Consider the following 21162-nt stretch of genomic DNA (forward strand, 5'->3'; position numbering starts at 1 on the left):
CGGGCCGGGCGGGCGTACCGGCCCTGCAGGATCGACGCTGCTCGGCCCCGAGGACGTAGGCTCCAGAGATGGACACCAGTCGCCTGCTGCGTACCACCGGGACCGTGATCGCAGCCGCCGGGCTGCTGCTCTCCGGGTGCACCACGAGCGGTTCGGCCCAGCGCACCTCGGCCTCCGCCGGTGGAGCCACCGCCGGCGGTGCCGCCCAGGCCGCCCCCGCCGTACCGGAGGAGCCCTCGGCGGCCCTCCGCCCGTACTACGCCCAGAAGCTGCGCTGGCGGGAGTGCGGTGTTCCCGGCTTCGAATGCGCCACGATGAAGGCGCCGCTGGACTACGCCCACCCCGAGTCCGGCCAGGACGTCGAGCTCGCGGTGGCCCGCAAGAAGGCCACCGGCCCCGGCAAGCGGCTCGGCTCCCTCGTGGTCAACCCGGGCGGGCCCGGCGGCTCCGGCATCGGCTACCTGCAGGCGTACGCGGGCATCGGCTACCCGGCCCCCGTGCGCGCCCGCTACGACATGGTGTCCATCGACCCGCGCGGCGTCGCCCGCAGCGCGCCGGTGGAGTGCCTGACCGGGCCCCGCATGGACGCGTACACCCAGGTCGACCAGACCCCGGACGACGGCGCGGAGCGGGCGAAGCTGGTCGAGGCGTACAAGGAGTTCGCGGCGGGCTGTTCGGCGCGCTCCCAAAGGGTGCTCCCGCACGTCTCCACGGTGGAGGCCGCGCGGGACCTCGACCTGCTGCGCGGGGTGCTCGGCGACGAGAAGCTGACCTACGTCGGCGCCTCGTACGGCACCTTCCTCGGCGCCACCTACGCCGACCTCTACCCGGGCCGGGTCGGCCGGCTGGTGCTCGACGGCGCGATGGACCCGACCCGCTCGGCGATCGACCTCAACCGGGACCAGACCGCCGGCTTCGAGACCGCCTTCCGCTCCTTCGCCCGGGACTGCGCCAAGCAGACCGACTGTCCGCTGGGCCGGGGCAGCACCGACCAGGTGGCGCAACGGCTGAAGGACTTCTTCCGTACGCTCGACGCGAAGCCGGTGCCGACCGGCGAGCCGGCCCGCCCGCTCGGCGAGGCCCTGGCGACCACCGGAGTGATCGCCGCGCTGTACGACGAGTCGGCGTGGCCGCAGCTGCGCGAGGCGATCACGCAGGCGATGGACGGCGACGGCGCCGGCCTGCTCGGGCTCGCGGACAGCTACTACGAGCGCGAGCCGGACGGTTCGTACGCCAACCTGATGTACGCCAACGCCGCCGTGAACTGCCTGGACCAGCCGCCGGCCTTCAGCGGACCGGACGCCGTGGCGGCCGCCGTGCCCTCCTTCGAGAAGGCCTCCCCGGTTTTCGGCGCGGGCTTCGCCTGGGCCTCGCTGAACTGCGCGTACTGGCCGGCCAAGGCCACCGGCGCGGCGCACCGCGTGGAGGCGAAGGGCGCGGCGCCGATCGTGGTGGTCGGCACCACCCGTGACCCGGCGACCCCGTACAAGTGGGCCCAGGGCCTGGCGGGCCAGCTCGACTCGGGCGTCCTGCTGACGTACGACGGCGACGGCCACACGGCGTACGGGCGCGGCAGCGACTGCATCGACACGGCGATCAACCGCTACCTCCTGGAGGGCACCGCGCCGGCGGACGGCAAGAAGTGCTGACCGCTGACCGCTGACCGCTGACCGCTGACCTGCGCGTCCGCCGCACAGCGCGGCGGACGGCGTGGTGCGGGGCACCGGGATTAACCCTGTAGACTTAGCGCCGCTGCTGATGACAGCCTTTCCGCGACGGGACGATTGTCTGCGCAGCATGCCGCCTTAGCTCAGTTGGCCAGAGCAACGCACTCGTAATGCGTAGGTCTCGGGTTCGAATCCCGAAGGCGGCTCATCTTGAGACCCCAGGTCGGATCCATTCCGACCTGGGGTCTTCTTGTTCATCGGGTGAGCGGCCGCGCAGATGGCGGCGCTCCGCTCGTCCGATCGCCTGATTGTTCTGCGGGTTCGCCGCCGGGACCGGCCGGCGTGGGGAAGGGCTGCCAGAGGGTGCCCGGCAGCGGGAGCTCACCATCCGTGCGTTCGCTTCCCCGAGGAGTAATTGATCATGAGTGCTGAGAAGCGCGTCAGGTCCGGCATGGGGCCTCTGCCCAGGCGGGGAGGGCGGCTCGCAGGCGGTGCTGTGGCGGCGCTGGCCCTCGTGGTGCTCGGTTTCGCCCAGCCTGCGCTTGCGACCCAGTTCGACTCGCCGTCGGCGTCCACGACCTCGGTCCGTGCCGGCGGCGGTGGTGGTGGTGAGTGCCGGGACGGCAGGGGTGGTCGTGGCAGCCTGTCCGGCTCCGTGGGCCACGGCCACGGAGGCGGCGACGAGTGCAAGGTCGGGCCCACCGGGCCCACCGGCCCCCAGGGCACCCCCGGCCCGGCAGGCCCTCAGGGGGACACGGGTCCAACTGGTGCTCAGGGCGCTACCGGCCCGGCGGGCCTTCAAGGGGACACGGGTCCGACCGGACCTCAGGGCGCTACCGGGCCGACCGGCCTTCAGGGGGACGCGGGTTCGACCGGACCTCAGGGTGCTACCGGGCCGACGGGACCTCAGGGCGCCGGCGGAGCGACCGGGCCTCAGGGTGCCACCGGCCCTCAGGGTGCCACCGGTCCTCAGGGCCCTACCGGACCGGCAGGGTCCGAGCCGGTCTTCGGTGAGTTCCTCTCGACCCAGATCGTGCGCGGAGCGACGCTCACGTGTGCGAGCACCGCCGCGACCGCGACCACCGCATCGTGCGAGGGGCCGAAGATCAACAATCGGGACATCCGGCTCGCGGGCATCGAGGCGCAAGCCATCTGCAATGCCGTCACCGGGCAGGGCTTCAACACGGCGAGCGGGATGGGTGCCGCCGTGAATCCCTATGTCATCTGGACCGGTACGACATGGGCGCTCAGCTCTGCCGGCGCCACGCCGATGCTCAATCTCAACTGCAATCGTTGAGTAGTGGGTCCGGCGGCCCGAAAGCCGCCGGCCCCACACCCCGGCCCCCACGCCCCGGCCCCGGCCCCGGACATGTCCGGGGCCGGGGCCGGGGCGTGGGGGCCGAATGGACGTGTCGGCGTGCGGGCGGGTGGGGTGGCGAGCAGGATGGGGCGGGTCTTTCCCCATCCCTCATCCGGCCAGCCGACAGGAGTCGCCGTCCCATGCCCGAAAGTGCGCAGTCGCAGTCGCAGTCGCAGTACGAGAACCGGGATCCGAGGCGGATCCGGCCCGAGGCCGGGGCCGCCGGGGGCGAGGCGTTCGCCGGTGTCGCGGTGGCGGTGCCGCCGGGGAAGGGGCCGGCGTTGCGTTGTGTGGCGGCCGGGGATTACTGGTTCCGTGACGAGTCCGCAGAGGGCCGGCACGGGCGGGGAGGGCCTGTCGTGCCCCGCTGAGAGGAGCGGGCTTCGCGCGCGGGGCGGGAGAATGGGGCCGGGCGCGCAGGGGAGATGAGGGGAGACGGACATGAGTGATACCGCTGAGGTGCGCACGGCGGGGGAGCAGGACCTCGACGTGGCCGCGGAACTGTTCCGCGGTTACCTCGACTTCTACGAGGTGGCGGTCGAAGACCCGGCCGGGCCAAGGGCGTTCCTGGCCGAGCGGATGCGGCGCGAGGAGTCGCTGGTGCTGCTCGCGTCGGTGCCGGGGCGGGGGACGGTCGGGTTCGCGCAGGTCTACCGGACCTTCTCGTCGCTGTCGATGGCGCCGCTGTGGGTGCTCAACGACCTGTACGTCGCCGAGGCCGGGCGGCGTACCGGGGCGGGACGGGCACTGCTGCGCGAGGTGCTGCGGCGGGCCAGAGAGGCCGGGGCGTCCGGGGTGCAGCTGGAGACGGCGTACGACAACAAGGTCGCGCAGTCGCTCTACGAGGCGGACGGATTCGTCCGGGAGGAGTTCCACGCCTACTTCCACGACCTGGCCGCGATTCCCGGAGACCGCTGAAACATTTCCGCGCCGCGTCGCGTCGAAGGGGTGAGACGGACCGTGAGGGGGAGCGGATGCGGCAGCGGCGCAGGGAGGGGTTCCGCGAGTTCGCGGAAGGGCGGAGCGGGCAGCTGTACCGGTCGGCCTGTCTGCTGACCAGCGGGGACACGTACCTCGCCGAGGACCTCGTGCAGGAGACTCTGGGGCGGATGTACCTGCTCTGGGGGCGGACCTCCCGCATCGACAACCCGGCGGCGTACGCGCAGACGGTGCTCGTCCGCGCCTTCCTCACCCACCGGCGGCGGCGCTCTGCCGCCGAACGGCCGGTGGGTGAGGTCCCGGACGGGGCCGGCCGCAGCGGGGATCCGACGCTGCGGATGACCTTGCTGGAGGCCCTGGGCCGGCTGGGCCCCAAAGACCGGGCGGTGCTGGTCCTGCGCTACTGGGAGGACCGCAGCGTGGAGGAGACCGCCGACGTGATGAACGTCAGCTCGGCGGCCGTACGGACCCGGAGCTCGCGCGCACTCGGCCGGCTGCGGGAGCAACTGGGCGGAAGTCTCGCGGAGTTCGCAGCGCTCTGACCGCGTGCCGGATCCGGCTCGCTCTTTCGATCAATCGCGTTCCAATGGTGGAAGGTGGGGTTCCTCATGCCCTTCGAAGATGACCTCGGTGAAGCCCTCCGGCGTACGGGGGACGGTTTCCCGGTCGATCAGCGCGTCCTGGTGGACGGCGGCGAGCTGCGCGGGCGGCGCATGGTGGCCCGCCGGCGGGCGGCCGTGGTCACCGGGACGGTGCTCGCGATGGCGGTGGTCGGCACCGTCGGCGCCTACTCCGGCGGCCTGTTCGGCGGTGGCAGCGGGAACGGCGGTGCGGACGAGGTGAACGTCGCCGCTCCGCCGTCCGCGTCGGGTTCCCGTACGGGGAAGGACGCGTTCGACCCCAAGGACGACCCCTACGCGGGCACCGGCGCCGTCACGGCGGAGCAGATGATCGCCACCTTCAAGGCCCTGCTGCCCGAGGGCGGGACGCGCCTCACCGCCCCCGAGGCACGTGGCACGGACGCGCCCCCGATGGTCACCGGCATCTACGACGACGGCAAGGGCAGGGCGGCCATCAGCCTCGGACTGTCGCGCACGGACCCGAACGGCGGGCCGGCGGAGCAGCTGGTCAACTGCCCGTCGAAGTCGCAGCTGGACTACCAGACCTGCACGACCGAGAAGCTGGCGGACGGGTCGCGGCTGCTGCTCTTCCAGGGATACGAGTTCCCCGACCGGCGCGTGGACACCAAGGTGTGGCGGGCCACGCTGATCACCCCGCAGGGCTTCGTGGTCGACGCCTCCGAGTGGAACTCGCCGGCCGAGAAGGGCGCGCCGGTGTCCCGGTCGCTCCCGCCGCTGACCCTGGCGCAGATGAAGGCCCTGGTCACCTCCGACACCTGGCACCCGGCCCTGAACGATCTGCCGGCCGCGAAGCCGGACAAGCCGGTTCCGCCGATGGCCGGACCGGTGGCGCTCGACGTGCTGCAGGACCTGGCGCCGAAGTACGGAGCACAGCTCGTGGACAAGGGCGGCGAAGGCAACTACGCCTTCGTCGTACTCGACGACGGCAAGGGCAAGTCACTGGTCCAGGTGAACGCGCAGGCGGGGGAGATCTCGGCCGACGAGCTCGCCCGGATGTTCAGCGGGCCCGGGGTGACCGTGCTGCCGGACGGCACCAAGGTGAAGACGGAGCAGAGGCCCGGCGAGAAGGGCGGCAAGAACGTCGCCTGGTGGACCGTCGACACGCTGCGGACCGGCGGCAAGCGGGTCGTGGTCTCCGCGTTCAACAGCGGCTCCCAGAACGCGCCGGCCACCCGGAAGGAGCCGGTCCTGACGATGGACCAGCTCAAGGAGATCGCGCTCAGCCCCAAGTGGTTCCACTGACGGGAACCCGGTCCGGCCGGGTGCCGGGTGCGCGGCCGGCGGACGGTCATCTCGCGTCCGCGTAGCACTCCACCACGGCCGTCGTGAACGGGAACCGGACCGGGGTGTCGCCGAAGGCGATGCGCCCGGCCCGGTCGGCGGCGGCCCGGATCGCCCCGGTGACGGCCTCCGCCTCCTCCTCCGGGCAGTGCACGATCACCTCGTCGTGCTGGAAGAAGACCAGTTCGGCGCGGAGTCCGCCAACGTCGATGGCCTGGCGCAGCGCGGCGAGCATCAGCAGGGCCCAGTCGGCCGCGCTGCCCTGCACCACGAAGTTCCGGGTGAACCGTCCGCGGGCCCGGGTGTTGGTGGAGGCGTAGCCCGGGATCCACTCGTCGCCGCCGGCCCCGCCCTGGCCGCCGTACCGCTCGCCGGCCTCCTCGCCGGGAGCTTCCTGGGGCAGGCCCGCTTCCTCGCCGGCCTCGGCGGCACCCGCCGCGGGCGGGCAGGTGCGGCCCAGCCAGGTCCGTACGAGGCGGCCTTCCTCACCGGCTCGGGCGGCCTCGTCGACGTACGCCACCGCGCGCGGGAAGCGCCGGCGCAGGGCGGCGAGGTTCTTCAGGCCGTCGCCGGAGGTCTGGCCGTACACCGCGCCGAGCACGGCCAGCTTGGCCTGGTCGCGGTCACCGGAGAAACCGTGCCGGGAGACCGAGGCGTACAGGTCCTCCGGGCGGCCGGCGATCTCCATCAGGCCGGGGTCCCGCGAGATCGCGGCGAGGACCCGCGGCTCCATCTGGTCGGCGTCGGCGACGACCAGCCGCCAGCCGGGGTCGGCGACCACGGCCCGCCGGATCACCTTGGGGATCTGCAGGGCACCGCCGCCGTTGGTGACCCAGCGCCCGGTGACCGTGCCGCCCGGGACGAACTCGGGCCGGAACCGGCCGTCGTGCACCCAGTCCTTGAGCCAGCTCCAGCCGTGGGCGGTGTAGATCCGGTACAGCTTCTTGTACGCGATGAGCGGCGCCACGGCGGGATGGTCGAGCTCCTGGAGCTCCCAGCGCCGGGTGGACCGCACCTTGAGCCCGGCCCCGGCGAAGGCCTTGACGACGTCCGCGGGGAGGTCGGGGCGGACGCGCCGCCCGAAGGCGGCCGAGACCTGGTCGGCGAGCTCGGCGAGACGGCGGGGCTCGCCGCCGCCCGCGTACCGGTCGCCGAGCAGCTCGGTGAGCAGCGCGCGGTGCACGTCGGCCCGCCAGGGCAGGCCGGCCCGGTGCATCTCGGCTGCCACCAGGAACCCGGCGGACTCGGCGGCGGTCAGCAGGTGCATCCGGTCGGGGTGCGCGGTGGCATCGTGCCGGCGCATCTGGTCGGCGTAGACCGAGAGCAGGGCCTCGGGCGCGAGCGGCGCGGCCGGCCGCGGCTCGAAGAGGGAGGACTGCGCACCGGGCTCGGCGGCGCGCTGCGGCGGATCGGGCGGTACGGGGCTGTCGGTGAGCCGGGCCCAGGCGGCCGCGGCGGACCGGGGCAGGCCGGAACGGCCCTCGTGGCCGAGCAGCAGCAGCTCGGCGGCCTCGATGTCGTAGCACCGGTCGACGCGGACGCCGGCGGCGAGCAGGCGCGGGTAGACGGCGGGGGTGGAGCGCCAGACCCAGCGGGTACGGGGCGGAGCGGCGCGGAGGGCGGTGGCGGGGTCGGCGGCCCTGACGGGAGCGGGCGCCGGGGCGGCAGGCCCCGCGCCGCCCGCGGGCGCGGCCGGGGCGGGGACGGGCATGGCGAGCCAGCGCCCGTCGCCCTCCTCGGCGAGCAGCCAGCGGCCCGCAGCTTCGCTCATGAGTGCGAGTGTGGCACCCGGCTCCGACAACCCGCTCCCGGCACGCGGGCCGACCACCCGGACGTGGCGGCGCCGGGTGCGGCCGGTCGGCCCGGGCGGGGTCCGCCGGGAGCGGAGCTCCGCCCGGACCGAGTACGACCCCCTGAGCGGGATCGGGGAAGGGGGGAGGCTGCGGGCACCCGCGCCGGACCGGGGTGCCGTGTGCCCACCTCCCCCAGACTCCGTCCGGGGGGACCCCCACCCCCAAGCTCTCGACTCCGCTCGAGCAGGGGGCACCCCCCATCGCCCTGCGGCACGCCTGCCCACACGGCGCGGTATCCGGCCGCCGGCTCCACAGGGCGGCGGTATCCGGTCGTCGGCTTCGCACGGTGGCGGCGGTATCCGGTCGTCGGCTACGGACGGTGGAGGGGGAGGGAAGGACAGGGTGAGGAGGGGTGACAAGCTGGAGAGGTGATGTCGAAGAGTCCCGTCGAGACGGTCGAGCGCGCGTTTGCCGCGGCCCTGTACGCCCAGGACGATGCCGGGCTGGACACCGGGGCGTCGCTCATAGCCGCCGATGCGCCGGGCTGGGGTGCGGTCGGCCAGGTCCTGCTCTCGCGCGGGCAGGCGTACGTACGGCAGGCATGGGAGCGCGGATGGCAGCCGGCCGACGTGCTCCGGCTGGTCCGGCGCGACCTCGACCAGCGGCACCTGCGCATCGCCGAGGACCTCTTCGCCGCGGAAGGGCGCCGGTACGCGCGCCTGCCGGCCCGGTGGACCGCGTACGAGGCGTGGTGGGGAGGGGACGACACCTACGCCGAACAACTGGCGCGCCGCGAGAAGGCGGACCGCTTCACGCTCGCCACCGCAGTCCTGGAGGTGCTGCGGCTGCTGATCCGGCTGCCGTCGATCGAACCGGTCGGCCCCGTTCCCGGCGATCCCGTGGATCTGCCCGAGGCCGCGCACATCGAACCGCGGATGCTGGCCCGTATCCGGGCGCTGCTCGCCAAGGCCGAGGCGACGACCTATCCGGAGGAGGCGGAGGCGCTCAGCGCGAAGGCGCAGGAGCTGATGGCCCGGCACACGGTGGACGAGGCGCTGCTGGCGGTCCGGGGCGGAGGGCCGGCTCAGACGCCGGGGGCCTGCCGGATCGGTGTGGAGCCGCCGTACGAGGAGGCGAAGGCGGTACTGCTCGACGCGGTCGCGACGGCGAACCGGTGCCGCGCGGTGTGGAACAGCGCCTTCGAGTTCTCCACGGTGGTGGGCTTCGAGAGCGACCTGGAGGCGGTCGAGCTGCTGTACACCTCGCTCCTCGTGCAGGGAACGGCGGCGATGACCCGAGCGGAGGCGGGACAGCGCGCCGGCGGCCGCAAACGCACGAAGACGTTCCGCCAGTCCTTCCTGCTCGCGTACGCCAGTCGGCTGGGCCACCGGCTGGCCGAGACGGCCGAGCACGCAGCGGAGGAGGCGGCCGGGGCGGGCGGCGCGGAACTCTTGCCCGCGCTGGTCGCGCGGGACGTCGCGGTGGGCGAACGGGCGGAGGAGATGTTCCCGCGCACCACGACGACGCGGCTGCGCGGAGCCACCGACCACGCGGGATGGCTGGACGGGACGGCGGCCGCCGACGCGGCACAGATGGGGCGCAGGCGCCCCGAGGTCCCCTCCCGCCGCCCCTGACGCCCGAAAACCGCTTCGACCGCGTGACGGGCGCGCTTACTGTGACGCGGTGACAACTCAGGTGATCGTGCTCAACGGTGGCTCCAGCTCGGGCAAGTCCGGGATCGTCCGGTGCCTGCAGGCGGTCCTCCCGGAACCGTGGCTGGCCGCCGCAATCGACTCACTGGTCGACGCGATGCCCGCGTCCATGCAGGAGTCGGCGGAAGGCATCGAGTTTGCGCCGGACGGCGCTGTCGGCATCGGACCGCAGTTCCGCGCGCTGGAAGCGGCGTGGATGGAGGGCGTCGCCGCGATGGCCCGGGCGGGTGCCCGGATCATCGTCGACGATGTCTTCCTCGGCGGGGCGGAGTCCCAGGGGCGCTGGCGGAAGGCCCTGGACGGCCTCGACGTGCTGTGGGTCGGCGTCCGCTGCGACAGCGAGACCGCAGCGGCCCGCGAGATCGCGCGCGGCGACCGGGCCCGGGGCATGGCCGCGTCCCAGGCGGACCTGGTGCACCGTGGCGTCCGCTATGACCTGGAGGTCGACACCACGCACACCGAGTCGTTGTCCTGCGCCCGAAAGATCGCCACTCACGCGACGTGACCGCGTCCGCGGGTCGCTGCCGGGGCGTGTGCGCCGTTGGCGGCTGGCCCGCCGTTGTGTTTTTCGCGCTTCGCGCGGGGGGTTTCCCACCCGCCCACCCGTAGAGGGCGTCACGGATGCCGAGCCACCAGCGGGTGGCTGAACGCCGCTGGCGGCTGGCCCGCCGTATGTTTTTCGCGCTTCGCGCGGAAAGTTCCCCACCCGCCCACCTGTAGAGGGCGTCACGGATGTCGGGCCACCGGTGGGTGGTTGCACGCCGTTGGCGGCCGACCGTCCGGCAGGCCGGTGGATCAGCCGGCCTGCCAGACGCCGTGATCGCAAGAGAGCCCAGCGATCGTTGGCGGTCTATGTCCGGCCCCGGCGGCCCGTATCCGCTGAGAGACAGGAGCGCGTAGCGATCTGGTGCGCGTGGGCCGAGCCGGCTTGCGTAGATCTGATCGACTTCACCGCTGCGTCCGCCCGGATGGGCGGCTGGCCGAGCGGCAGCCGCCGCCCGTGCCCGCCAACGCCACCGCCGGGCTGGCCTTGGGTCCCTCCATGCCGTTCCCCCGGGGGCCGCCCGACAGTCCTTGTCGTTCCGGGACGGTCGTCGGGGTCAAGGGTGGCCCGAAGGGCCATCGCCGGAGGCGACGCGACAACGTCGCGCCCTTGACGCCGGCGGCCGGCACGGAAGGACGATGAGGACTGACGGGCAGCCCCCGGGCACCTTCCAGACGCCGTCCAGGGGTATCTGCCACCCGTAGCCCCCATGCCCCCATGCCCCCATGCCCCCATGGCCCCATGGCCGACCCCCACTCCACCGGACCGGACGCAGCCGGAATTACGTACATTGGCTACAAGGACACCGACCTGCTCCGTAAGTTCACATCCGACCGGGGCAAGATCCGGAGCCGACGGGTGACCCGGGTGGGCGTGCGTCAGTAGCGTGACCTGGCCCGAGCCATCGGGAAAGCCCGTGAAATGGTTCTGTCGCCCCGCACACCCACCGGTAAGTGATCAAGGGACCACCCCGCGTGCACGTGCATCTGCCCATGCATGCGCGTATGAACACAGCTATGATCCGGTGCAGTTGACATCTGCTTTCGGGGGCTTCCTGTGGACCACGCGTACAACGGGATGGCAGCTGCAGAACTGGCTTCTATGTATGGCCTGACCTGGCAGAAGAGCAGGCACAGCAACTCGCAGGGTTCCTGCGTGGAGTTCGCCAAGCTGCCGGGCGGCGACGTTGCCGTGCGCAATTCGCGGTTTCCGGACGGGCCTGCGCTCGTCTACACACCGGCCGAGATAGAGGCGTTGTTGCTGGGTGCCAAGGACGGTGAATTCGATCACCTCATCAGTTGATCAGTGATCGCTGACCCACCACCGGGCGAGCCGCCGCCGACCGGCAGAACCCTCAAGATCACGCCATGCACGTGCACTGGCCGGGACCGATCGAAGTGATCGATCCCGGCCAGTGGCGTAAGAATCGGCGTGATACCGCGGTGCCCCGGAACCTGGAGCACGGAACCTGGAGCACGGAGCACGGAGCACGGAGCACGGAGCACGGAACTCGGGACCCGGGACCCGGAACCCGGAACTCGGAACTCGGAACCCGGAACTCAGTCCTGCAGCAGGAACAGCGCCCAGACCACCTTGCCGGTCAGCCGGCCCGCGAGCGGGTGCCAGCCCCAGCTGTCGCTGTACGAGTCGACCAGGAACAGCCCGCGCCCGGACTCCAGGTCGCAGTTCTCGTCCGTCTTCTCCGGCGCGAAGGACCCGCCGGGGGTGTCCTCGCTGGGGTCCCGGACCGCACACACGAGCCGGGTGCTCCAGCGCATCAGGTGCAGCCGCACCGGCGGCTCCTGCTCCCCGCCACGTTCCCCGCCACGTTCCCCGCCGCGCTCGGCACCACGCTCGCCACCGCGTTCCCCGCCCCGCCCGTCCTGCGGCACGGCATGCCGCAGCGCATTGGTGACGAGTTCGGAGACGACCAGGGCCACGTCGTCGAAGCGGTCCTCGAGCCCCCACTGGCCGAGCGTCGACCTGGTGAACGAACGGGCGCCCCGCACGGCCTCGTAACGGGCCGGCAGGGCACAGGAAGCGGACCCGGAAACGGCTGTGGGGTCGACCGGGGGCAGCCCCTGCCGTAACGGCTCGAGCATGGTCGATCCATTCATCCCCATGCGAGGCACTCCCGGGATTCGCGGACTGAGCGGTGGGCTGTGTCCAGGAAAGAACTGCGGGGTGGGTCCGGCACCGGCGCGGAAAGCACGCAGGTGCGCGGCACCATCGTTCCCAATGCCGAAGCCGGATGCAAGGGCAGATGCACGTGCACGCGCCCGTCCTGTCCGCTCCCGTGATGGTTCTTGGCCATTTCTTCCTGCGTTCACTTACGGACTTCTTTTCCGCGAAGCCGGATTCCGTTACAGAACGAGTACGGCCCGATGCGTTTTGGTGGCAGACTTCGGGCCCTGGGTACACGGGGGTCCCAGCGACGCACAGCACTCGACGCGATGGGGAGGGCAGGACTCGTGACCGCAGAAGCCAGCGGTTCTGTGGTGCGCCGCATCCTCCTGGGCTCGCAGCTCAGGCGGCTCCGAGAATCCCGCGGGATCACCCGCGAGGCGGCCGGCTACTCGATCCGCGCATCCGAATCGAAGATCAGCCGCTTGGAGTTGGGAAGGGTGAGCTTCAAGGCCAGGGACGTGGAGGACCTCCTCACGCTCTACGGAGTCACCGACGGGGCCGAGCGCGAGTCGCTCCTCGGGCTCGTCCGCGAGGCCAACGCGGCAGGGTGGTGGCACAGTTACGGCGATGTGCTCCCGGGCTGGTTCCAGACCTACGTCGGGCTGGAAGGCGCCGCCTCACTCATCCGGATCTACGAAGTCCAGTTCGTCCACGGCCTCTTGCAGACCGAGGCCTACGCGCACGCCGTGGTCAGCCGCGGCATGCCAGGAGCCACCCCGGCCGAGATCGACCGCCGGGTCGCCCTCCGCCAGGAGCGCCAGAAGGTCCTGGTCTCCGAGAACGCCCCGCTGTTCCACGCCGTGCTCGACGAGGCCGCGCTGCGCCGCCCGTACGGCGACCGGGCCGTCATGCGCGGCCAGTTGGAACACCTGATCGAGATCTCCCAGCGGCCGAACGTCCGGCTACAGGTGATGCCCTTCTCCTTCGGCGGGCACGCGGGCGAGAGCGGAGCCTTCACCCTGCTCCGCTTCCCCGAGTCCGACCTCCAGGACATCGTCTATCTGGAACAGCTGACCAGTGCCCTCTACCTGGACAAGGACGAGGAAGTGGCGCAGTACGGCCGGGCGATGGAGCGCCTCCAGCGGGACTGTCCCGACCCCGGACAGACCCGGGATCTTCTCCGCGGCCTGCTCCAACTGTCTTGATTCGCACGTAGTATGACGTCTGATCAGTCTCCGGTGCAGCGCACGGGTGCGCGCCTGCAGTAAGGGATGGCATGTCCATATTCGAGGACCTGGCTCACCAGTACATCGACGGCGAGTGGCTGGCCGGAACCGGATCGTGGGACATCATCGACGTCAACCCCTTCAACGGGGAGAAGCTCGCCGCCATCACGGTCGCCACCACCGACCAGGTGGACCGGGCCTACCGGGCCGCCGAGCGCGCCCAGGCCGAATGGGCCGCCACCAGCCCCTACATCAGACGCGCCGTCCTCGAACGCGCCCTCCACCTCACCGAGGAGCGCGAGAAGGAAATCGTCGAGGCGATGATCGACGAGCTCGGCGGCACCCGCCCCAAGGCCGAGTACGAGATCCACCTCGCCAAGGAGTTCCTCCGCGAGGCCATCCAGCTGGCCGTACGCCCCGAGGGCCGGATCCTGCCCTCCCCGGTGTCCGGCAAGGAGAACCGCGTCCAGCGCCTCCCGGTCGGCGTGGTCGCCGTGATCAGCCCGTTCAACTTCCCCTTCCTGGTCACCCTGAAGTCGGTCGCGCCCGCGCTCGCCCTCGGCAACGCCGTCGTGATCAAGCCCAACCAGAACGCCCCGGTGGTCGGCGGCGGGGTCATCGCGAAGATCTTCGAGGACGCCGGGCTGCCCGCCGGCCTGCTGAACGTCCTGGTCACGGACATCGCCGAGATAGGCGACGCGCTCCTGACCCACCCCGTCCCCAAGGTGATCTCGTTCGCCGGCTCTGACCGGGTCGGACGGCACGTGGGCGCGGTCGCCGCCCGCCACTTCAAGCGGACCGTCCTGGAGCTCAGCGGCAACAGCGCACTGGTCGTACTCGACGACGCGGACGTCGACTACGCAGTCGACGCGGCCGTCTTCAGCCGCTTCGTGTACCAGGGCCAGGTCTGCATGGCGGCCAACCGGATCCTCGTCGACCGGTCCGTCGCCGAGGAGTTCACCGAGAAGTTCACCGCCCGCGTCCGGGCCCTGCGCACCGGTGACCCGCACGACGCCGACACCCACATCGGCCCGCTGATCAACCCCTTCCACGCCGAGGCGCTGACCGCGCTCGTCGACCGTGCGGTCGAGGAGGGCGCGACGGCACTGGTCCGCGGCTCCACGCGCGGCAACCTGGTCGAGCCCACCGTGCTGACCGGGGTCCCCGACGACTCGCCGCTGATGGGACAGGAGATCTTCGGCCCGGTCGCCCTCCTCGTCGTCTTCGACGGCGAGGAGGAGGCCGTACGGCTGGCCAATGCGACCCCGTACGGGCTCAGCGGGGCGGTCCACACCCGGGATGTCGAACGCGGCGTGAAGTTCGCCGAGCGGATCGAGACCGGAATGATCCACGTCAACGACTCCACCATCGGCGACGAGCCCCTCGCCGCCTTCGGCGGGGAGAAGGCCTCCGGGCTGGGCCGCCTCAACGGCGAGGCCACCGTCGAGGCGTTCACCACCCAGAAGTGGATCTCCGTCCAGCACGGCCGGAGCAGGTTCCCCTTCTAGCGAGATCGCCGGCGCAAGGCGGACGCGCGGACGCAAGGGGGACACGCGCACGCCAAACACAGCCACACAGCGCACGCCAAACACAGCCACACAGCGCACGCCAAACACAGGCACACAGCGGACGCATTGCGGACCGAAGCTGACCGCAATGGTCCCTAACGTGGTTCCTGTCGGCGGGACGACCCCCGACGGGGACGACAGAGTGAAGGCGGTTGGTCATGGCGCAGATTTCCACCGAGGTCCTGGGAGACGAGCGCGGCACGCTCCTCGCCTTCGTCGAATCCCAGCGCGCGGCGCTCCGGGAAGCGGCGGCCGGGCTGACCGAGGAGCAGGCCGCGAGCCGGCCCAGTGCCAGTGAGCTCTCGCTGTCCGGGCTGCTCAAGCACGTGGCCGAGACGGAGCTGGCCTGGCTGCGGATGGCGCAGCAGCGTCCCAACGAGCGCATGCAGGGGCGGACCGACTGGCACGACGGCTTCCGGCTGACCGAAGCCGAGACCATCCCCGGGGTTCTGGCCTTCTGGGAGGGCGTCACCGCGGAGCTGACCGCGTTCGTGAACGCGCGGCCCAGCCTGGACGAGACCTTCCCGCTGCCCGAGGCCCCCTGGTTCCCCAAGGACGCCAAGGTCTCGATGCGCTGGCTGCTGATCCACCTGGTGGAGGAGTTCGCCCGGCACGCCGGCCACGCGGACATCCTCCGGGAGAGCATCGACGGCACCAAGGCCATGGGCTGAGGGGCCACGGTCTGAAGGGCCACGGTCTGACTCCGGCCGCGACTGGATAGCCTGGCCGCATGTCAGCGATCAGGCTTCTCGTCCTCGGCGCGGTCCGCCGGCACGGCCGGGCCCACGGCTACCAGGTGCGCAACGACCTGGAGTTCTGGGGCGCCCACGAGTGGTCGAACGCCAAGCCGGGCTCGATCTACCACGCGCTCAAGCAGATGGCCAAGCAAGGCCTGCTGCACGAGCACGAGGTGGCCCCGAGCGCGGCGGGCGGACCGCCGCGCACCGAGTACGAACTGACCGTCGCGGGCGGCGAGGAGTACTTCACGCTGCTCCGCGCGGCCCTGTCCTCCTACGACCAGAAGCGCGACTCGCTCGCTGCGGCGCTCGGCTTCATGCCGGACCTGCCGCGGACGGAGGCGCTCGAACTGCTGCGCCGCAGGCTGGAGGGGCTCGCGGAGTGGCGGGCGTCGGTGACGGACTACTACACACCCGAGGGCGGCCCGGAACAGCTCGGGCACATCGGCGAGATCATGCACATGTGGGTGCACTCGGCCGATGTGGAGGCGGAGTGGACCCGGGGGCTGATCGGCCGGATCGAGGGCGGCGCGTACGCGTTCGCGGGCGAGGGCGGCGACCCCTTCGAGGGAGTACTGGCCGGCTCGTAGCGGCGACACCTCTTCCGCCTCCCCCCCCCTCGCTAATCAAGTTTGACTACCAGGAGCGCCCGCCTTACTCTGGCTCACCAGCTAATCAAATTTGACTACCTAGGAGTGGTTCCGCTGATCGTGCTTGAGGGCGTCCACAAGCGGTACGGCGAGAAACAGGCCCTGGCCGGGCTCGACCTGGAGGTGCGCCCCGGCACCGTGCACGCGGTCCTCGGCCCCAACGGGGCCGGCAAGACCACCGCGGTCCGGGTGATGAGCACCCTGCTGCGGCACGACGAGGGCGTGGTGGAGGTGGCCGGACACGACGTACGGACCGAGGCGGCGGCCGTACGGGCCCGGATCGGCCTGCTCGGGCAGCACGCGGCGCTCGACGAGGAACTGGGCGGCCGGCAGAACCTGGAGATGTTCGGCCGGCTCCACCACCTCGGCGCGCGCCGGGCGGGCACGCGGGCGGACGAGCTGCTGGAGCGCTTCGGCCTGGCCGACACGGGCCGCAAACCGGTGAAGCAGTACAGCGGCGGCATGCGCCGTCGGCTCGACCTGGCGGCCTCCCTCATCACCGAACCCGAGGTGCTGTTCCTGGACGAGCCGACCACCGGGCTGGACCCGCGGGGCCGGGCCGAGGTGTGGGCCGCGGTCCGCTCGCTGGTCGGCGGCGGCACGACGGTCCTGCTGACCACCCAGTACCTGGAGGAGGCCGACCGACTGGCCGACCGGATCACGCTGGTCGACGGCGGGCGGGTGGCCGCCGAGGGCACCGCCGACGAGCTGAAGGCCACGGTGGGCGGGGCCAGGGTGGAGGTGGCCCTGGCGGACGCGGAGGCCCTCGCGGCCGCCGTACGCGTGCTGCCCGGGGCGGACGCGGCCGAGGAGGAGCTGAGGCTCAGCCTGCCGGCGTCCGGGGCCGCCGATCTGACGGCGGTGGTCCGCGCACTGGACGGGGCCGGGGTGGCCGCCTCGGACATCGCACTGCGCCGCCCCACCCTGGACGAGGTGTTCCTGCACCTCACGGGCCAACGCCGGGGGGCGCGGGACGACGAGCGAAGCGAGGTGGCGGCATGAGCGCGTCCTGGGTGGTGCAGGACTCCTGGACGATGACCCGGCGGGAACTGGCGCACTGGGGCCGCAAGCCGGTGGCCGTGGTGGTCGGGCTGGTGTTCCCGGTGATGATGCTGCTGATGTTCGGCTTCCTGGTCGGCGGCGGCCGCGGGATCGACGGCGAGTACGTGGAGTTCCTCGTGCCGGGCATGCTGGCGCTGACCATGGCCTTCGGGCTGGAGTCGACGCTGACCGCCGTGACCCAGGACCTCCAGAAGGGCGTGATCGACCGCTTCCGGTCCATGCCGATGTCCTCGTCGGCGGTGCTGGTGGGCCGCAGCCTGGCCGACATGTTCCAGTCGGCCCTCGGCCTGGTGGTCCTGGCGGCCGTCGGGCTGGCGCTCGGCTGGCGCTGGCACGGCTCCCCGGCGGCCGCGCTCGCCGCGTTCGGACTGCTCCTGCTGTTCCGGTTCGCGATGCTGTGGATCGGCATCTGGCTGGGCATGGTGGCCGGCCGCCCCGAGATGGTGCAGGCGGTGCAGATCCTTGTGTGGCCGGTGGGCTTCCTGTCCAACGCCTTCGCCACACCGGAGTCCATGCCGGACTGGCTGGGCGCGGTGGTCGAGTGGAATCCGATGTCGGCGACCGCCGCGGCCGTCCGTGACCTGTTCGGCAATCCGGCGGCCGGGTCCTCCTCGTGGGCCGCGGAACACGCCGCCCTGCTGGCGGTCGTCTGGCCGCTCCTGCTGCTCGCGGTGTTCTTCCCGCTGGCGGTGAGCCGGTTCCGCGGCCTGAGCCGCTGACGCACGGCGCCTGAGCCGCTGACGCACGGCGCCCGAGCCGCTGACGCACGGCGCCTGAGCCGCTGACAGCGGGCCTGAGTCGCGGCCACACGGCCCGAGCCGCCGCCACCGGCCCCGCCGCCACCGCCCCCGCCGCTCAGTGCACCGACCGGCCGTCCTCCCGCAGCTGCATCAGGGGACGGCCGGTCACCAGCAGCCAGGCCGGCAGCATGGCCAGGCACAGCATCGGGATCACCCCCGGGGCCGGTACCAGCACGGCCGCAGTGAACAGGCTCAGCCAGCCCTGCCGGGTGGTCGCCAGCAGCACGCCCAGCACCCCGCAGGTGGTGCCCACCACGGGGTCCACGGCCGGCACCAGGGCGTGCGCGGACAGGCCGAACGACACCCCGATGAACACCGCCGGGAAGATCCGGCCGCCCCGGAAGCCGGAGGAGGCGGCCACCACCAGGGCGGCCAGCTTGACCACGCTCATCAGCAGCAGCGCCCCGAACCCGTACGCGGAGGCGTCCTCGGTCAGCTCCCGGGTCTCGGCCAGGCCCTTGAACAGCGTGAGCCGGCCGCCCAGGGCCGCGAGCAGGCCGAGCACCACGCCTCCGGCGGTCAGCATCAGCACGGGGTGCCGGACCGTGTGGAACAACCGGTGCGCGTACGGGAACGCGTACACGCCTGCCAGGCCCAGCAGCGCCGCCGCCGACGCCACCACCATGGCGGCCAGCAGATCGACCCAGCCCGGCCCGGAGAAGCCGGACAGCGAGGTGCTGAAGGTCTGCTTCGAGATCAGAGAGGTGGTCAGGCTGCCCGCGGCGGCCGACGCCAGCGGCGGGAACAGCCGGTCCCACAGCGGGGCGGGGTCCTTGGGGCCCGCGGCCATCGTCTCGGTCAGGATCAGGGCCGCCGCCACCGGCGTGCCGAACAGGGCCCCGACCGTGCCCGCCACCGCCAGTCCGACCCACAGCGAGCCCGCCCAGTCGGGGAAGACCCGGTGCCCCAGCGCGTACACGAGGGCCACGTTCGCGGCGACGATCGGGTTCTCCGGGCCGAGGCTGACCCCGCCGGCCAGGGTGAGCCCGCCGGCCAGCAGCAGGCCGGGCACCCAGCGCGGGTCCATCGGCGCTTCCACCAGTCCGCTGGTGGCCGGGTCCGGGCCGGCGTGCCCGTAGACCTTCCACACCACCAGCCCCTCCACCGCGCCGGTGGCCGTCAGCACGATCATCATCCACGGCACCGAGTACGGTCCCAGGCCCACCGCGTCCGGCAGGGTCCCCCACAGCACCCCCTCCAGCTGCTCCGCGGCCGCGCTCACCCCGACGAAGAGCAGGGCGCAGCCGACCCCGACCGCCAGCGCGGGGAGGATCGTCGGGAGCAGAGCACGGGCGGAACGGGTCATTCGCCTAACGTAAGCGGACAATTCGCCCATATCGCGGAGGCGCTCGGGGCTCGTCCGCGCCCGGCCGGGACACGGCCCGGACGTCCGGACGGACACGGCCCGGACCCCTACCGGACGCGGGTCCGCCCCAGGGCTTGCACCTCACGTCACGTCAGGGTCCACAGTGAAGCGCGTACCCGATCAGAGGAGCGGAAGCGATGGGCTACTCCGTGGGCCAGGTGGCCGGTTTCGCCGGAGTCACGGTGCGCACCCTGCACCACTACGACGAGATCGGACTGCTCTCCCCGGGCGGCCGCAGCGGCGCGGGCCACCGGCGTTACGACGACGCCGACCTGGACCGCCTGCAGCGGATCCTGTTCTACCGGGAGCTCGGCTTTCCGCTCGAGGAGGTCGCGGTCCTGCTGGACGACCCCGACGCCGACCCTCAGGAGCACCTGCGCAGGCAGCACGCCCTGCTGACGGACCGGATCGGACGGCTCCAGCAGATGGCCAGGGCCGTGGAACATGCGATGGAGGCACAGAAGATGGGCATCAACCTCACCCCCGAGGAGCGGTTCGAGGTCTTCGGGGACAAGGACCCCGCACAGTACGAGGCGGAGGCCGAGGAGAGGTGGGGCGACACCGAGCTGTACGCGGAGTCCCAGCGCCGGGCCGCCTCCTACACCAAGGAGGACTGGCAGCGGATGCAGGAGGAGGCCGCCGACTGGGGCACCCGCTACGCCGCGCTGATGGAGGCCGGCGAACCGGCCGACGGCGAGCGCGCCATGGACATGGCGGAGGAGCACCGCGAGCACATCCGCCGCTGGTTCTACGACTGCTCCTACGAGCTGCACACCTGCCTGGGCGACATGTACGTCGCGGACGAGCGGTTCAAGGCGTTCTACGACGGCATCCGGCCCGGCCTCGCCGAGCACCTGAGGGACGCGATCACGGCCAATGCCGTCCGCCGCGTCTAGCGTGACGTTCAGGGTCCGGGGTCTGGAACCCGGGGGTTCCGGTGTGCGTTGATAATCGGGGGGCAATAGTCCTCCGCACCGACCCCCCGATCTCAGGAGCCCGGATCTCGTGTACACCCTCGCCCTCGCCCCGGAGTGGCTCTCCCCGGACTACCTGATCTCGCATTTCGGCCTCGTCGGCATCCTCGTCATCGTCTTCGCGGAGTCGGGGCTGTTCGCCTTCCTCCCCGGTGACTCGCTGCTGTTCACGGCCGGTCTGCTGGTGGCGGACGGGCAGTACATCAAGCAGCCGCTGTGGCTGGTCTGCACCCTGATCGTGGCCGCCGCGATCATCGGCGACCAGGTCGGCTACATGATCGGCAAGTTCTTCGGGCCGAAGCTGTTCAACCGGCCGAACTCCAAGCTGTTCAAGCGCGAGAACCTGGACAAGGCGCACGAGTTCATGGACCGGCACGGGCCCAAGGCCATCGTGCTCGCCCGCTTCGTGCCGATCATCCGGACCTTCGCGCCGATGGTCGCCGGCGCCGGCTCGATGAAGTACCGCACGTTCCTGACGTACAACATCATCGGCGGCGTCGCCTGGGGTGCCGGTGTGACGACCGCGGGCTACTTCCTCGGCCAGATCGAGTTCATCAAGACCAACGTCGAGCCGATCCTGGTCGGCATCGTGCTGATCTCCGTCATCCCGGTGATCTTCGAGGTGCTCAAGGCGCGCAAGGAGTCCCGTGAGGCCGCCGAGGCCGAGGCCCTCGCGGGCGAGGCCCCGGGCGCGCCGGCGCAGGGTGGCCGCGGC

General features: G+C 72.0%; 18 protein-coding genes, 1 tRNA gene and 2 pseudogenes. 18 read left to right on the forward strand and 3 right to left on the reverse strand.

Annotated features, from left to right (window positions below):
- The first annotated feature begins 68 nt into the window (after nucleotides 1–68).
- The 6 genes from ACGFQ9_RS09390 to ACGFQ9_RS09415 all read left to right on the forward strand — a co-directional run bounded on the left by ACGFQ9_RS09390 (nucleotide 69) and on the right by ACGFQ9_RS09415 (nucleotide 5849).
- Complete coding sequence (locus ACGFQ9_RS09390) at nucleotides 69–1649, forward strand: alpha/beta hydrolase (protein ID WP_393572810.1); 1581 nt, start codon at nucleotides 69–71, stop codon at nucleotides 1647–1649.
- A 150-nt stretch (nucleotides 1650–1799) separates the two neighbouring features.
- A tRNA-Thr gene (locus ACGFQ9_RS09395) sits at nucleotides 1800–1873 on the forward strand.
- Between the two features lie 827 nt (nucleotides 1874–2700).
- Nucleotides 2701–2964 carry a hypothetical protein gene (locus tag ACGFQ9_RS09400; protein WP_393572811.1) on the forward strand — a complete coding sequence of 88 codons (264 nt, stop codon included), beginning with the start codon at nucleotides 2701–2703 and terminating at the stop codon, nucleotides 2962–2964.
- Nucleotides 2965–3468: 504 nt separating this feature from the next.
- Nucleotides 3469–3945 carry a GNAT family N-acetyltransferase gene (locus ACGFQ9_RS09405; RefSeq protein ID WP_393572813.1) on the forward strand — a complete coding sequence of 159 codons (477 nt, stop codon included), beginning with the start codon at nucleotides 3469–3471 and terminating at the stop codon, nucleotides 3943–3945.
- A gap of 56 nt (nucleotides 3946–4001) precedes the next feature.
- Nucleotides 4002–4508 (forward strand): SigE family RNA polymerase sigma factor, encoded by a 507-nt coding sequence (locus ACGFQ9_RS09410; protein WP_393572814.1) that lies wholly within the window; start codon nucleotides 4002–4004, stop codon nucleotides 4506–4508.
- Nucleotides 4509–4574: 66 nt separating this feature from the next.
- Nucleotides 4575–5849 carry a hypothetical protein gene (locus ACGFQ9_RS09415; RefSeq protein ID WP_393572815.1) on the forward strand — a complete coding sequence of 425 codons (1275 nt, stop codon included), beginning with the start codon at nucleotides 4575–4577 and terminating at the stop codon, nucleotides 5847–5849.
- A 46-nt stretch (nucleotides 5850–5895) separates the two neighbouring features.
- Here ACGFQ9_RS09415 and ACGFQ9_RS09420 read toward each other — a convergent pair whose 3' ends face one another.
- A complete protein-coding gene (locus tag ACGFQ9_RS09420; protein ID WP_393572816.1) occupies nucleotides 5896–7659 on the reverse strand; it encodes a bifunctional 3'-5' exonuclease/DNA polymerase in 1764 nt (587 codons plus the stop codon).
- Nucleotides 7660–8112: 453 nt separating this feature from the next.
- Here ACGFQ9_RS09420 and ACGFQ9_RS09425 point away from each other — a divergent pair, with 453 nt between their 5' ends.
- The 4 genes and pseudogenes from ACGFQ9_RS09425 to ACGFQ9_RS09440 all read left to right on the forward strand — a co-directional run bounded on the left by ACGFQ9_RS09425 (nucleotide 8113) and on the right by ACGFQ9_RS09440 (nucleotide 11239).
- On the forward strand, nucleotides 8113–9315 hold the full coding sequence (locus ACGFQ9_RS09425) for a DUF2786 domain-containing protein (protein ID WP_393572818.1): 1203 nt from the start codon (nucleotides 8113–8115) through the stop codon (nucleotides 9313–9315).
- Between the two features lie 49 nt (nucleotides 9316–9364).
- Complete coding sequence (gene cpt / locus ACGFQ9_RS09430; RefSeq protein WP_393572819.1) at nucleotides 9365–9898, forward strand: chloramphenicol phosphotransferase CPT; 534 nt, start codon at nucleotides 9365–9367, stop codon at nucleotides 9896–9898.
- Between the two features lie 756 nt (nucleotides 9899–10654).
- Nucleotides 10655–10819, forward strand: a pseudogene (locus ACGFQ9_RS09435) (30S ribosomal protein S18); the annotation flags it as partial.
- Between the two features lie 174 nt (nucleotides 10820–10993).
- A complete protein-coding gene (locus ACGFQ9_RS09440) occupies nucleotides 10994–11239 on the forward strand; it encodes a DUF397 domain-containing protein (protein WP_365110730.1) in 246 nt (81 codons plus the stop codon).
- 257 nt (nucleotides 11240–11496) lie between these two features.
- Here ACGFQ9_RS09440 and ACGFQ9_RS09445 read toward each other — a convergent pair whose 3' ends face one another.
- Nucleotides 11497–12060 (reverse strand): ATP-binding protein, encoded by a 564-nt coding sequence (locus tag ACGFQ9_RS09445; protein WP_393572822.1) that lies wholly within the window; start codon nucleotides 12058–12060, stop codon nucleotides 11497–11499.
- 330 nt (nucleotides 12061–12390) lie between these two features.
- Between ACGFQ9_RS09445 and ACGFQ9_RS09450 the strand changes: the two genes are divergently transcribed.
- The 6 genes from ACGFQ9_RS09450 (at nucleotide 12391) to ACGFQ9_RS09475 (ending at nucleotide 18026) form a co-directional block, all read left to right on the forward strand.
- Nucleotides 12391–13269: a helix-turn-helix transcriptional regulator gene (locus tag ACGFQ9_RS09450; protein WP_365110725.1), complete on the forward strand. Its 879-nt coding sequence runs from the start codon at nucleotides 12391–12393 to the stop codon at nucleotides 13267–13269.
- A gap of 71 nt (nucleotides 13270–13340) precedes the next feature.
- A complete protein-coding gene (locus ACGFQ9_RS09455; RefSeq protein WP_393572824.1) occupies nucleotides 13341–14798 on the forward strand; it encodes an aldehyde dehydrogenase family protein in 1458 nt (485 codons plus the stop codon).
- A gap of 218 nt (nucleotides 14799–15016) precedes the next feature.
- Nucleotides 15017–15529: a DinB family protein gene (locus ACGFQ9_RS09460; RefSeq protein WP_393572826.1), complete on the forward strand. Its 513-nt coding sequence runs from the start codon at nucleotides 15017–15019 to the stop codon at nucleotides 15527–15529.
- Nucleotides 15530–15588: 59 nt separating this feature from the next.
- On the forward strand, nucleotides 15589–16185 hold the full coding sequence (locus tag ACGFQ9_RS09465) for a PadR family transcriptional regulator (protein ID WP_393572828.1): 597 nt from the start codon (nucleotides 15589–15591) through the stop codon (nucleotides 16183–16185).
- A 105-nt stretch (nucleotides 16186–16290) separates the two neighbouring features.
- Nucleotides 16291–17247 carry an ATP-binding cassette domain-containing protein gene (locus tag ACGFQ9_RS09470; protein WP_393572830.1) on the forward strand — a complete coding sequence of 319 codons (957 nt, stop codon included), beginning with the start codon at nucleotides 16291–16293 and terminating at the stop codon, nucleotides 17245–17247.
- Nucleotides 17244–18026: an ABC transporter permease gene (locus tag ACGFQ9_RS09475; RefSeq protein WP_393572832.1), complete on the forward strand. Its 783-nt coding sequence runs from the start codon at nucleotides 17244–17246 to the stop codon at nucleotides 18024–18026. The genes ACGFQ9_RS09470 and ACGFQ9_RS09475 overlap by 4 nt, the downstream gene beginning before the upstream one ends.
- A 136-nt stretch (nucleotides 18027–18162) precedes the next feature.
- Here ACGFQ9_RS09475 and ACGFQ9_RS09480 read toward each other — a convergent pair whose 3' ends face one another.
- The gene (locus ACGFQ9_RS09480) at nucleotides 18163–19413 is read right to left on the reverse strand and encodes an ion channel protein (protein ID WP_393572834.1); all 1251 of its coding nucleotides are present in this window, start codon (nucleotides 19411–19413) and stop codon (nucleotides 18163–18165) included.
- Between the two features lie 197 nt (nucleotides 19414–19610).
- Between ACGFQ9_RS09480 and ACGFQ9_RS09485 the strand changes: the two genes are divergently transcribed.
- Together ACGFQ9_RS09485 and ACGFQ9_RS09490 are read left to right on the forward strand one after the other, a co-directional pair.
- The gene (locus ACGFQ9_RS09485; RefSeq protein ID WP_393572836.1) at nucleotides 19611–20369 is read left to right on the forward strand and encodes a MerR family transcriptional regulator; all 759 of its coding nucleotides are present in this window, start codon (nucleotides 19611–19613) and stop codon (nucleotides 20367–20369) included.
- Nucleotides 20370–20478: 109 nt separating this feature from the next.
- Nucleotides 20479–21150: pseudogene (locus tag ACGFQ9_RS09490) on the forward strand (DedA family protein); the annotation flags it as partial.
- Nucleotides 21151–21162: the final 12 nt, after the last annotated feature.

The organism is Streptomyces sp. NPDC048603 (assembly GCF_043199475.1).
Classification (GTDB): Bacteria; Actinomycetota; Actinomycetes; order Streptomycetales; family Streptomycetaceae; genus Streptomyces.